1 protein-coding gene (only partly in view) is annotated in these 15,034 nt (G+C 57.9%); it reads left to right on the forward strand.

On the forward strand, window positions 1-15,034 hold part of the coding region annotated (locus ACFTOW_RS17435) for an Ig-like domain-containing protein (RefSeq protein ID WP_379918076.1) (this coding region is incomplete at its 3' end). The annotated region is longer than the window, extending 20,470 nt past the left edge and 18,243 nt past the right edge; 15,034 of 53,747 annotated nt are visible.

The raw sequence follows: 15,034 nt of genomic DNA on the forward strand, positions 1-15,034 counted from the left end.
TCGAGATTGCACTTGACCGCAACCCGGGAGCCTATGTTGCCGGTAACAGGCGCTTTGCATTCGATGAAATTGACACCGATTACATTCAGGTGTCGATAGATGCCTATGCTGAAGCGGTGCTGCGCGGGTTGCGTGTCAATGCGGGTGTGGGTTCAGATATACCGCTGGCACCCAACACAGAAATCTCGATCCGTGCGCTGGACCCGTTCAATATGGGCGCTGTCCGTGTGATCGACCAGAACCCGATGTATCCGGTTGATATTGCGGGTCTGATTACCGCAGGTACGATTACATCGAATGATCTGGTTATTGTGTTGCCCGATCTTGGGGCTGCGTTTGATTTCAAGAACCTGAGTTTTGCCGATATTGTAGAAGCAACGCGCACCGGGCTTGAATTCATCCGCGATACGATTGCCGAACAACCATTCTATTCGACCGAGTTGCCAATCATCGGAACATCTCTGGCCGATGTTTTCCCCTTCGTGGATGGTTTCCTTGAACAGATCGGCGATGCCGCCAGCAATCCGGCTGGCGCTATTGATCAGGTCGAGGCCATTTTTGAAAAAGCACTTGGCATAGTTGACGACAATACCCTGCCGCCCGAAGACCAAATTTTCGCGCTCACTCTGAACGGCGATGTGCTTGATATTCATCTTAGCCTTGAAAAGATGTTTGAACGCAAATTTGGCTTTAGTCTGGATTTGCAACAGCTTGCAGAGATTGCCGGACCTAGCGCTTTTGCTGGCTTTGATTTTGTCGGCCATGTGGCGGATGTCGTCAATCCGGGGGCCGCAGGTGACATTACGCTGGCGGCAATGGCCAAGTTGCAGATCAATGCCGGTATTCGTTTCGCGGGGGCCAATGGTCCTGAATTTTTCCTGTATGACTATAACCCTACCCGGCTTCAGACTGTGGCGCTTGCCGCGTTCGGCTCGGTCGGGTTTGCCAACCGCTCTAGCGTTCTGGACGACAGGGAAAAGGCGCGTGTCCTGTCCGATTTCCGCAGCGCTTTGTCCGTGCTGGGCGATGACGTCCAAGAAGTGTCAGCACGCGTCAACACATGGTGGCTGACGGGTACCGAAGCGCTAAATACTGATGCAGAGCATGGTCAGGGCCTGCTTGCAGGCCGACGCCAAGAAGCAATCGTTGACTTGGCCGCGTGGTTGGAAGAACAGCTTGGCATATCGGTGCAGTTGTTTGCCGGTACTCAGACCGGCGTTGCCAGCCCTGAGGGGCATCGCACATTTACCGACATCACCGCCAGATACGAGGTTGCTGTCTCCCCCGACAAGGCCAGAGGAACCTTTGCAACGGTCGGCCTTCGGGTTGTGGGCGAAAACCTTGAGCTGGGCTTTGATGCCGGTCCTGCAAAGATCGGTGTAGAAGGGGGCTGGATCGCGATTGACGGCGACGGGCGTGCCTCGACGCGCGATTTTGCCAGCATGACAGTGATGCTGGATCAAATCTCGCCAGATGATGACGACGGACGCTTCTATTTCAGCCGCGAACGCATCTCGGACAATCTTGTTACGTCTGTGGATGGTGCGATGGGTATGAACTTGCCCATGGTTCTCGACTTCTCGCTTGGGCGCCAGTCGGTAGGCTCGATGACCATGTCGACCGGAGAGGCTGGTCTGGCCGGATTGATGGACGCGGCATCGGGTGCGGTGGTTACAGGCAATATCCTGAATGTGCAGGTTCCTGACGTCCAGAGTGTGATGGATGACTTCCTTGGGGAATTCAGCCTTCTGGGCATGTTGGCGGACCCAAGCCGCATTATCGATGGTGTCGATGGTGCCCTTGGTGTGGTGCAAGACACGCTTGGCTCTGAACTGGCGCGCGATATCCCGATTATTGGCAGCAAGATGGCTGCAACCGGCAATTTTGTGCGCGATATTCGCACGGGTCTTCTGGCAGATATGCGCGACCGGCTGACAGCCGAAGGCGGTGCGATCGGGATCATGCAATCGTCCTTGTGGTCGCTATTTGGCACGGATGGCTTGGACATCGTGCTGGATGCCAATGGCGACAAAGAGGTGACCATCGAGGATATCAGCGTCACATGGCGTGATGCCGCGGGTGTGGTTCTTTCGGACTGGATACAGGGCGAGATGCCGCCGAACGCCGCCGATGCGGTGCAGTTCGACATGAACCTTGGTCAGACATTGTTTGGCTTGGATGTGGATATTCCGCTCGCCTTTGACCTGCCGGGTTTTGCTCTGGATATTGACGGCGGTTTTGCGCTGGACCTTGGCTGGGCCTTTGACTTTGGCTTCGGCCTGAGTATGTCCAGCGGCTTTTACCTGGCCACCAATACGGATGATACACCCGAAATCCGCGTAACTGCGCGGGCGTATTTGCAAGGCAGCAATGTCGCACCTTTCGAAGCAACAGGCAAATTGCTGTTCTTCAAGGCCACAGTCACAGATACCATGCCCGGCGGCAGGGAAAGCGGCGCTGATGTTGTGCTGGGTCTGGATCTGAAGGGCGATTCTAAAGGAAGGCTTAGCTTGTCGCGGCTGTTTGGTCAGTCTTCCAGCAGCACAATGGGCACGATCTTCAATGTCACCACTGACATAAACCTTCTGACGACACTGGAGGCAGAGGGCGCTGCTGTCTTGCCAAAGCTAAAGGCCAATCTGGTTGTTGATTGGGATTGGCGCATTGGGCAGACAATGCCGCCTCCGACGATTGAGATGCAGGCGTTGCGACTGGATGTCGGCTCGTTGGTCAATGACTTCCTGCTGCCCATCTCGGAACAGGTTGCAGGGACTATCAGCCCGTTCAAACCCTTCGTTGATATGTTGCTGACCCCGATTGACGGGCTGGGCTTTATCAGTGCGGCGGGCTTGGAGAACACGCCTTTGGGGTTGTTGAACGGCCTGTTGAAGATACGCGGACAAAAACAGATTCCGATGTCGTTCTTCAAGGCGGTACAATTTGCAGCAAGCCTGCCGGAAACTGTGCGCGGCTGGGGTGACTCTGGCGAGATTTTGCTGGGTGACCTGAAAGGTTTTGGCGAAGGCGATGTTCAGGCCAATGCCGGTACAATTGATTTCGGTGCCCTAGAAGGCCAGTTCGCAATGATTGAGGCGCAATCGACCGGCGGCTCTTCGGACCCCTCTCGGTCGGGCTTCAAGATGCTCGAATACCTGAAGGATATCGACAACTGGAAGGCCGTTTTCACTGGTGGCGATGCGATTCTGTTCAGTTATGAATTGCCCCTTCTTGGTGCGTCTTTCAACAGCCGTGTGCCTTTGGCGCGGGTGCCGCTTGGGCCTGTTATCGCAAGTCTGGATGCGACAGCCAGTTTCGAGGCTTTCGCCGATCTTGCGTTCGGCTATGACACCTATGGCATTCGCAAGGCATTAAGCAGCGGCAACCCGCTTGATGCTTTCGATGGCTTTTTTGTCTTTGACGTGACGCTGCCGACATTCAGAAACGGCTCTATTGTTGCAGGCAGCGGCGGGCAGGAGAAAGACGAGTTCTACGTCAACGCTTCTATCGGGTTGGAAATGGGCGTTAGCCTTGGCCCGATCAAGGGCGGTGGTCGCGGCAGCATCAACTTCTACGCAGGACTAGACCTTCAGGATATTGAAAGACAGGTCCTGACGAAAGATGATGCGGGTTATGTCACGCATGTCGACTGGGTCAGTGATGGCCGGATCCGTGGCAGTGAAATTGCTACGATGTACGCCTATGAGGGCGGCGGCTTTGCCAACCTTTTCAACATAGAGATCAACGCCAATTTCAAAGCTGATATTTTCGTTGAATTCAGGTTGAACCTCGGATTTTTGGGCACGCTTCAATACACATTCTTTGAAGCCACGCTCTTCAAGGTTAACCTTTTCGACTTTACCTACGAGGCTCCGAAAGTTCAGCCATATCTGGCCGAAAAGGTCGGTGATACGCTATATTTGAACGCGGGCGAGCGTGCCGGGCTGCGCAAATACTTCAATACAACCGATGGCAATGAAGAGTTTATCCTGTCTGGTTCTGGCGGGCAGGTGAATGTCGAATTCGACGGCTGGTATCAGTCCTATTCTGGAATACGCAAGGTCGTTGCCAATATGGGCGAAGGCAACGATGTGCTTGACATGTCGCGCCTGCGCGGCGTTTCCGTCGATGTCGAGGGCGGCGCTGGAAACGACAAGATCATATTGGGGCAGGGCGGCGGTATCGCGCGCGCCAGCTCGGGGAACAATAACATCTCTGTCGCTTCGGGAGTAGCGTCTGCCTATACCATCCAAGGTGGCAGCGGCGATGATACGCTGACAGGTGGTCTGGGCAACGATACGCTGATCGGTGGCGGTGGTGCCAACCGGCTGACAGGGACCGCCGGCGACAATACCTTTGTGGTTGGTGTCTCATCGTCATCGGCGGTGGTCGGCGTGCAAAACCTGCGCGGGGGGCCGGGCCGAGATACCTATGTCTTTGAAAACAATTTCGGAGAGGTAAGCTTTAACGACCGTCAAAACGGCACGGTTCTGGATTTCAGCCGCATGTCTGATGGCGTAACGGCAACGATCGGCAAGCGCGCGGTAAATGTGACCAACGCGCTGGGTCAGGAGTTGCGCGTGTCCGGGGCAACCGTCGAGGAGTTGCGCATCACCCAGTGGACCGACACCGTCTATGTCAACGAGTTTCCCGGCTGGAAGCTTGATATCAAAGATGCTGGTGGGGATGACGATTATCGAATCCAGATGGGTCGGGCAACGGCCTCTGGTGCGACAGGCACGATCAATATTATCGAAACTGGAGACGGTTTTGATGAGATCATCCTTGAACAAAGCCGCGCCCGCGCTGGAGATGCGATCGCTTTTGATCTTGATACGATCACCAATGGCCGCGAGGTCGTCACCTATCAGAATGGCTTGATTGACCGCGTCACGCTGAAGGGAAAGGGCGGGTCATATAATGGCAGCCAAATCGAGGCATTTGGTGGGGATATTCGTTATACAGCAAATCTGACTGTTGATGATGAGCAGGTCAGCTATTTGGGCGGCACTGCTTTCCGGGGGATCGGGCGCACGATCTTTACCGAGAGCGCGATGGAAGCCGGTTCGGTCGTACTTGAGTCCTTGCGGACACTGAACATTACCCATGACGTTGTGGCGTTGGGCAATGGCCATATCGACCTGCGCGTCTTCGGGGACAGAGCCGATGTGGTCCTGAATGCGGATCTTTTATCCTCTTCTTCCTTGTCCGGCAGTGGACGGGTGGACCGTGTGGATGACGGAAGCGGCTGGATCCGGATTCACGTGCCCGATGGCAGTCTTGTGAATGCCAATGGCAGCTATATTCGGGGCGAAGAAGCCTATCTTCTGGTGAAGGCAAAGGATGCTATCGGCACCACCGCCGCGCCAATCCTGACGCGGATTGCCGAAATCACGCTGGCCACCTCGTCACATGGCCAAGGCGATATCGTCATCCGCGAGGATGATGACCTGACCATGGTTGAAGAGCGTGTTCTTGGTAGCCCAGAGAATCCGGGCCTTGTTTTTGTCACAACCCCAACCGAGAGCCAGTGGGAGAACTCGGTTAATTGGATCAGCAACACCGCCGCAGGTGCAGATGCGTGGCGCAGTCTGATTTCATTCAATCAGGACTCGGTTTCGGATCGGCGCGGTGATGTGGCGGTGCAGGTGGGCAAGGGAAATTTGCAGCTCGATCTGGTGCAGACGAATGCGCTGCTGACCTTACACAGCGGCATCATCACCACTTTGCAGACTGGGGCGCACATCACGCTTACGGCCGACGATATTGACTTTGCCAGCGGTGTGAACAACGTGCGCGGTAGTGGCACTCTCAAGCTGCGTGCGCACCAAGACGTTTGGCAATACTACCTGGGGACGGCGGCGGAGGATCAGGATGGCTTTGACTACACCGAAGCCAGCCCCACCCAGCGTGGCGTGCAGGCCATGTATTTGTCTGCCCGCGACCTCAACGCGCTTCGCGATGGTTTTGACCGCATAGAGATCGGTCGTACCGACATTGGCAACTTGATGTTCATTGGGGATGCCAAGCAGACCACCGCCGTCAAGATGAACCCCAATCTGAGTCGCTCGGCCGATGCCCAGCGATCGCAGTTCTTGGACGATGCGTACTTTTTTGCTGATGAACTCTACATCGCAGGCGATGTGCAGGCGCCGGACAACCTGCTGAGTTTCAATGCTCGCAAGCTCAATGTGCTGGGCTCGAACATTAAGGCGCCGACGCAGTTGGGCGACTCTGGCGTCACAGCGCGCCAGGTGGTGATGGATGTGAGCGAGCAAATGGTTGTGGGTGGCTGGATCGTGGGCACGGCCAGTGGCACTGCCCAAGCACCGGCTGAGGCCGTCAGGATTCGCATCAGCGGTGTCGAGACCGATGTGATGCAGGACACGCACCAGACACTGAGCATTCTGGGCGCCACCGGCGGGACATTTGGCCTGCGGCTGGATCTCGATGGCGTGCGTTATGAGACCGCCAATATCGAGTGGGCGCTCGACCGCTCGGTGCTCTCTGCCAGGGTGCAAAGCGCATTGCAGGGCGTGCTCTCGGGTGACACGGGTAGCCGCACAGCGCTACCTGACTCAACGGCCAGCACGGCGGGTCTTGTAGGGGTTGAGATCAGTGTCAACGATGCCTTGGGTGTACGCTTTGGCGGCAGTCTTTCTGGGCGGCTCAATATCCCGGTTCTGGAATTGCAGAACCGTGGTTTGACCGCACCCAGCGCGCTGGATCTCGGGGTTTTTGATCATCGAGTCTTTATATTCAGTGGTGCAGCGGCTTCGCCTTATGGCGCCACAAGCCTATCGCTGGACACTTTGGGGCGTATTGAAGTCACAGGCGACTACAACACGGTATCGCTTGATTTACCCAGCAGCTTGGAGCAGCGGGGCCAGATAGTGTTGGGGGGCCAGTACAATCGGCTCGATGTTCAGACGCAAGGCCCAGTCATCTTGCACGAACTCGCGAGCATCGTTGGGCAACAAAATGGTACAGATATCCGGTTGCGCTCTGATGATGTGTTAGCGCTCAACATCGGATCGAGCATCCAAGCCGGCACGCGGTTTGACTCGGTGCTAAATACCACAGTGATTTCGGGCACCGATGGCAGCGTCACGCTGGCATCAGCACAGGAGATGTTGATTGGTGGCCTGATCACTTTGAGCGGTGAGCTGACAGTGGAGGCGGGTGATCAGGCGTACGACATCGCCCATGACGGCGTGGACCCCAGCGCACCTGGATACAAGCCGCAATACAGCATTTACAACAAGACGGGGTATTTCTCCAGCCTCAACCCTGCCCAGTTGCCCTATATGGCCACCCACACCGGGGGCTATGGCTTATTGGTGAGCGGCAACATCATCAGTCTGGGGGCCGATCAACAGCTGCTTTTGCAATCGGGTCAGGACTTGATTGTGCGTGGCGAGGTGGCAGCCCGGGGTGCACGATCCAGTGTCACATTGCAGTCAGATGAATGGGTCTATGTAGAAGCCAAATTGCGTGCGACGCGCGGCATTGAAGTCTTGGGTGGATACGCCATGGCCGACACAGCCGCTCAAGGTACAGGTGCCGATAGCCGTGGCACCAGTGTTTATGTGCACACCATTTCTGAACTGATGACTTCTGAGGCAGGCAGCACCATCACTGTTCGCGGCAAACAAGACGTGGATGTGTTTGGCCTGGTGCTGGCGGGTGGCAATTATGGTGCGTCTGGCGCCAGTTTCACGCTCGATACGGCTGGGAACGGGGGTGCCTCGATTGACATTCAGGCGGATCAACAAGTGCGTTTGGAGTCGGGTTTGCTGGCCAGCGGCAATGTGCGTCTGGTGGGTGGCACACCGGGCGCAGATGATCACTGGAACGGCCTGGTGATGGGCGCTGTCAGCGATGTCAGCGATGTGGATAACCCACTATCGGTGCTTATCAATTCGGCAGGCGGCATCACCGGTGCGGGTTTGGGGGCTAATGGCAGCGGCAGCACTGTGACCGTCGAGGGCCAAGGCCGTATCGAACTGATGGGCACGATCACCGCGGGTGGCCGCTTGGTTCAGAGCTTTGAGTCCGGTCAATTGGTGTCGCAGTCGGTTGCATGGTCGGGTCGTGAATCCGATCTGTTGGTGACCTCCAGCGGTCGCGTTTTTGTGGGCGGCACCACTCGCAACGAGGCGGGTGATGTGGTCGAGGCAGCGGGCTACTTGAATGCCAGCCGACTGATCGATGTGCGGGGTGGTAGCGATGTCTCTGGTACAGGTTTGTGGGTTTACGGTGCCTCGGAGATAGTGGTCGAGGGCACTTGGACATATGCCGCAGATGGCAGTCGCAGCCGCCTGAACGAAGGTCAAACCTATGTTGATGGCACGGTACGCTTGTACGGTGTCAATGACGTGCGTATGGACGGGCTGGTGATTGCAGGTGGTCGCAGTGACATGGTCACGCGACAAGGTGAATACATCGGCCGCTCGCTCACGTATTACGACGTTGATTCGGTGATCGAGGTGCGCGCAGACCGTCAGCTCATCATCGGAACAGACCTCACGGCGGGTCAGCGAATTGACTTGGTGGGTGGCGTCGACACCCGGACACAGACGGCTGGTTTCCCTCACGATGGCCGAGGACTCGTGCTTTTCGGTTCGGCCAGTGTCACGACCTTGCGCGAAGACAGCGTGATCAACCTGCATGCGCCGGGTCGTGTCGATATCTTGGCACCAGCCGACCTTAACGAGTTGCTGCTGCCCGAATGGCCAGTTTCTGCGAATGGCCAACTCGACAGCGATGTCCGTTTCATCGTCGAGATCGACAAGATCGGCTACCACATTCAGGCGGTGGTCGAACTGGCCGCAGCAGAGACAGCGGCTTTCACTACGATTTCGGATCTGCAGGCGGCCCTAAACGCCAAGCTCTTGGGCGCGCAGTGGCGTGTCACCCAGAGCCAAGGCGGTGTGTTGCCGGCGCTCGATACCCTTTACGCCGGGCTCGCCTCAGTGCCTAATTTTTCAGAATCTCAGCCGGATGTAGCCGTTAAATTCCGCGATGGTCGTCTGCGTTTGGTTGGGCCCTATGAGATCGCTCTACTGGCTTCGACGGTCCAAGATGGTGTCACGCTGACCAGCCAGGCGGCGGCTATTGGTGTGGGTTTTGCACCGGGTAGCACCAGCCTTCAGTCCAGCCGCCGTTTCTCATTGGATGCCGCTGGTGCAGGCTCGGTCATCAACATTGGCAGCGCAAGCACGGACAATGGCTTGCAGTATATTGCGGGCAAGCTGCGGGCCTACAGCGCACTGAACCTCAACACCCAGCAAGTGGATCTTGATTTCACCGGTGTGCTCGAAACACTCAATGGCAGCGTCAGTTTTGCGGCGGGGGATGAGGCGGTGCTCAAGGGCAGCATCATTGCCGGCGGGACGGGTAGCGATGTGGTGATCTCTGCCGACCGCTCGCTCACCGTGTTCGGTCTGATCCAGGCCGCTGATCGCATCGAACTGCGCGGCGGCAATGGCGAGCGCATTGTGGATGGTCAACTGGTCATCACCAACGCTGTCACCCAGGCTGAGACTGTACTTGATGGTTTCTACAGCCTGGTGGTGCAAAACACCGCGCGCATTGTGACGACCGATGCCGACGGGGCGGTTGAGTTGGTGGGCACCAATCATGTGTTGATTGACGGTGCGGTTCAGACCCAACAAAGTTCGCAGCCGATCCTGATCGAGTCCGAACTGGGCCTGCTCAATCTCAACCGAAGCAGCGGGCGGATCGAAGCGGCTGGTGCCCTCACACTCAAGGGGGTCGATGTGTTGCTCGATGGCCCCATCACCAGCACTTACAACAATGGCCTGTCCGATGGCTCGGACGACAGCTACGAAATCCGGGTGATCGCCCAGCGCGATGCGCTCATACGAGGCAACCTGAGCGCTACGGGTGATGTGTGGCTGCAGGCCGGTAATCAGGCGCTTTTTTACGACAACCGCCTGACGGCCGATACGGTACGCATCGACGCTGCGCGTGTCTATTTTGGTGATCCCGTTAGTGCGGCACCGGGTTCACAAAAAGGTTCGGTGTTGCAGGCCGGTCGCTCGTTGTTGATTTACGCCGATGACCTGGGAGTTCATTCAGGTGCTTTGCTGATGACACGAGGCTTGGCCTCCACCATTGATTTGCATGCAAGTACCGCGCGCTTTGTTGGCACCGTTTTTGCCGGTGCCCAACTCGATGCCGCTGGCAGCGCCGCGGAAGTCGTAAGCGCTAGCAATGCCTCGCTGAGCATCACCGCCACCGATAGTGCTCGCTTGGGCGTTGGAGCTAACAGCAGCACCTCTCCATCCACGGTGGAGAACGGTGCCAACGTGTTGGCCACAGGTCAGATCCATATTGAGGGCGGCAGTGGTTTGAGCCAAGCCAGCCGTGGCCTGTGGATCGACGCCAACAGCCGAGTGGCGGTTGTGGATGATGGGCGTGGTGCAGTGACGCGCTCGCTGAACTTGTCGTCAGCTACTGACCTCAGGGTTGAGGGATTTGTGGAGTCCGAGGCCAGCGGTGGTACCGTCCAAATCACAGCAGGGCGCCAGCTCGGTCTGAGTGGTATTGTGCTTGGCCACACCAGTGTCTCGCTCACGGGTGGGCAGAGCGACAGCGCCGGTCTGTCACTTGCAACATCGGCGCTCGTCTATCGTATGAATACGGCGCGTGGCAACACCGCGTCTGGCACTTATTTTGTCGATGAAAACAGCCAGTGGATGGATGCCCAGGGCCGGGTGGTGCTCGCGGATAATGGCGAGGTGGTGCGTGAGGACAACCTCCTGCAGGCGTATCGTGTGAGCACCAATGACGACCCAGCACAGACGCAGTTTGGTGGTGCGCCGGTCCGCTTGACCGGAGCGATTGTGGATACGGCACTGGGCGGCAGCATTACCCTGTCAGCGACTGGGCTGATGCGGCTCGAAGGGGCTATTGGGCAGTTGTATGAGACGCCAACACCCGGCATCTTGTCCCCCCGCGTGGCGAGTGTCACGGTCAACGGGAGTACGCAGTCGCAGACTCACATCTATGCTGATATCCATGCCCAGAACCAGATATTGGTCTCTGGAAGCGACCTCAATGTGTTCGCGGGCGCTTTGTTACAAGCCCGTGGTTCGGCAGGCCAGCTGGAGTTGGCGGCCACTGGCCTCTTGTACGTTCAGGGGGCCTCGGGTGGTTTGGATGCCGCTGAGCTAAGAGCTGGTGACTGGATGCATTTGCGTGCACAAGAGCTGCACACCGATGGCCTGTTATCGGCCCATGACCAAATTTGGCTCAATGCCGAAGGCGATATTTACATCCGCGGTCAGGTCCAAACCTTGGCAGGACCCAGCGGCCGTGTAGATGTACGTGCGGGTTTGTCTAGTAGCCTCGACAATAGCGCGGCCCGCAGCATTCAAGCCGATCAAACGGCGCTCGACGCGCTACGCGCATCGCTGGGCCAGGGCAGCATTTACATGCTTGAAGCGGCGCAATTGCGCACTGCGGGGGTTGAGACCATCCGCACAGGCACCCTGAATTTATTGGCTGGTACGGATGTGGTTCTCGATGCCGGGGCTGTTTCTGGCGGCAGCCGTACCGTGTCGGTACCCGTAATCAGCAGCGAGACAGTCACTTACCAAGTGGTCACAGGCTACACCCAAGTGGTGGACCGTGTGATCGATGTCGAAGTGACCAAGCTCGTCAAGACCACCGTGACAGAGGCCGACGGTTTTGAGCGCATCAAAAACGGCTACACCTACAACGAAATGAAGGTGACGCTGACGCAGACGGGCTATTACAATGGTGCCACCAAAACCACTCGAACCTGGTTCGTTGAGGGGGTGGACTACCGCAATGCGTCAAGCAGCAACGGCACCAGTGCAGTAATCAATTGGAGCCGAGCCGGTTTGAGTGCACCGCCATTGATCAATGGCTTGCAGCCGACATTCAGCCAGTTGCCCACCGATGCCCACCGTGACGCGGTGTTGGCTCAACTGGGTTTTCAAAAGCTGTACAACTTCTCGGCCAGCGACTTTGTGACCAAGCGTGTGGTCAACGGCAATCCTACACAAGAAACTTGGGTGCCCGAGTGGTCGGGAGCCAATCCGGCCATGCACATTCAGAAAATCAATGTGCCCGGCTGGAGCGATAAGTGGATCTATTTGCCAGTGGGTGCCGAGGCCGATGTACTCAAGGTGGTCACCGGCGAGAAGCCTTCGAGTACGGCCACAGTGACTGTGGGCCACTTCTTTGACACGGCAAAGGCGGTCTACACACAAGACCGCAGCGCGTTTACCGGTGGCGGGTCGGCCGCTGTTGGCCGTGAGGGTAACGGGGCGCAAAACACGGGAACGACGGGCTTCATCAATCCCGGCTCCTACGCCTCCGGTCTGATGCATTTTGCCGGTGACCTGGACTGGTTCAAGGTCACGCTGACGGCGGGGCTGAGCTACAACATTTATCTCGGTGGCGCGGCTTCGGGTAACGGAACCCTTTATGACCCCTACCTTTATGTGCATAACTCAAGCGGAAGGGAACTCGCCCGCAATGACGACGGTGGCATTGGCTATGACTCGCAGCTGACCTTCACCCCCAGCTACTCCGGTGTGCACTACATCAGCGTAGGCTCCTACCCATGGGAGGAATCCGGTCGGCGAACAGGCACGTACAAGCTCTTCCTGTCGGGCTACCGGGACGTGGACAACTCGCCGCAACGCTTTACTGTGAGCTACCAAGCAGGAACCGGGCAGCGAAACTATGTGCTCACAGGCGCAGACCAGGCGAACTATGCCGCTGGCACACCGGCCAAGGTGGCCATTGACCCGGCTTGGAGCCAGCAGTCCAGCAACACCAGCAACACGCTAGGGGCCGCCTTCAACATTGCGCCGGCAGGGTTTGTGAGTTCAGCGCAAAGCGTCAGTTCTAATTACAAGGTCCTGCGTACTTTCCAAGGTGTGGCATCGCAGGCCTTTGACAGCCGCATTGGCGGGGCCTTGCCCTACTACACCTACGAAACTTTTCAGGTGCGCGAGTACGACTGGACGAGCACCAACACCGCCATTACTGACAAGCGTGGCACGCTGCATTACAACTGGACAAGCACCGTTACCGACCTGTTCACCAACCAGCCCAAGTTCCGCACCTTTGAGGTCGAAACCAAGGTGCCCACAGTGGCCCAGGTCACGCTCTATACCGATGTGGCCACCCTCGAGGACCGGACCGACACCGTATCCAAGCGCCTGGATGGCCAGTCCAGCCAATCGAGCGGCAGATTTGGTGGCGACAGCATTGCCGTGGGCGATCTGAACATCTTCTCGGGCCGCGATGCGGTGCTCTCGGGCCGCATGACCGCGGGTGGTGATGCATACATACTCACCGGTCGCGATTTATCCGTTCAAGGCAAAGCGGTGGAGGGCGCTGTGCTGCTGGCCATGAGCGAGCTGCGTGTGGCGGGTGACGTCACGCTCAAGGTCGGTCGCGATCTGGCTCTGGACAGTGCTTCGGTGATCACAGCGGGTTATGAACTTGATGGCGAAGCGACAACCGCCGCTGGGATGGCCAATGCCGGTGAGGCCGACGTTTTGGTGACTGTGGCAGGTCAGCTCAGCCATGCGGGTTTGATCCGAGCCGGGGGGCTGGTGGATATGCGCGCCGGGCAATCAGTGGCGGCCCATGGCCAAATGCTGGCCGTCGGCAACATCGCGTTGGCGGCGGGGCAGACCACTGCTGGCACCGGCACCACGGGTATGGGTGGGCTGAGCGGTCAACTGACGACACGCTTGGTCAGCACAGCAGGCAGCATCAGCCTCATTGCTGGCGATGTTCAGGGTGATGTGGTGCTGTCGCAAAGCCTGATTGAGGCCACTTCCAGCGACGAAGATGCTGGCGTTATCACGCTTACCGCAGCTGGGGGCAGCCTCTACAACGCGCAGGCCACGGTCGCGCCTGGGGAGGTGTTTGAAGATGCACAACGCGGCGCACCCATTGTGGCGCGGCATTTGGTGCTCAATGCCCGCCACCATGTCAGTGGCGATGCCGCCTTTACAGGGGCCTTCTTGGCGCAGGCTCAAACGCTGACCGCCCACAGTAGTCTGGCGGGCCAGATCGACCTGCTGACCTATGGTGATACGGTCGTCAATCAGGTGAGCACAGCCAGTGGTCCGATCCGCATCACTGGCACTGGGCATCTGACAGTTCTGGACGCGGTGGCCGGTCCACAACAGGCGCGCCATCTGATCAGCTTGGCGACCAACGAAAGTCATGCGGTCAAGCTGGGTATGCTCACAGGGGGTGAGATCGTGGTGGCCGCAGGCGCGGTGCGGCAGGAGCCCGACTTGGTGGCCGACCGTCAGACCATCACCGCCGACCGATTGACCTTCACCAGCAGTACCGGTGTGGATCTGGTTGAGCTCAATGTGGCAGCTGTCGATGGCCGGGTGACAGCCGGGCGGCTGGGCGATACACAGGATACAGGTGATATCCAATTGGATTTCACGCGCACGGGCGATGTGATCCTAGAGCGTCTCACCACCCATGATGGAGCCATCGTGGTGCATGCCGCAGGCAACCTGTCGTTGGGGAAGGTTGAGGCGGGGCGCAGCGATTTGCGCGGCATCAGCCCCACCAGTGCGCAGCAAGATTTGGTGGCGGCCTTGCCCCTTGACATCGACGTGCAAACCAGTGCTGGGCGCATCAGTGGTCTAGGCAGCGGCGTGAACCTGGCTGTGGTAGGTCGAGGAGATGTGTCGTTGGTGGGCGGATCGGCCCGTTTGCAGGCGACCGCAGGCATCACCTCACTCAACACCAACCTGGCTGAACTGCGCCATGTGACGACCAGTAGCGGCGATATCCAGATTGCAGACAGCAACTTGCCTGGGCGCACGCAGCTGCGATTGACCGATGTGGTGGCCACTGCGGGTTCAATTGATATTCGCTCCACCGCTGCGTTGGATGTGCGCAAAGTTCACGCGCAGACTGTGGGTGCCAGCATCGTGCTGCAGTCCACACAGGGTGACTTGACGGTTCAGCCAGGTCAGGTCGACGGTCAAAA

Source organism: Lacimonas salitolerans, assembly GCF_042677865.1.
Lineage (GTDB): Bacteria > Pseudomonadota > Alphaproteobacteria > Rhodobacterales > Rhodobacteraceae > Lutimaribacter > Lutimaribacter salitolerans.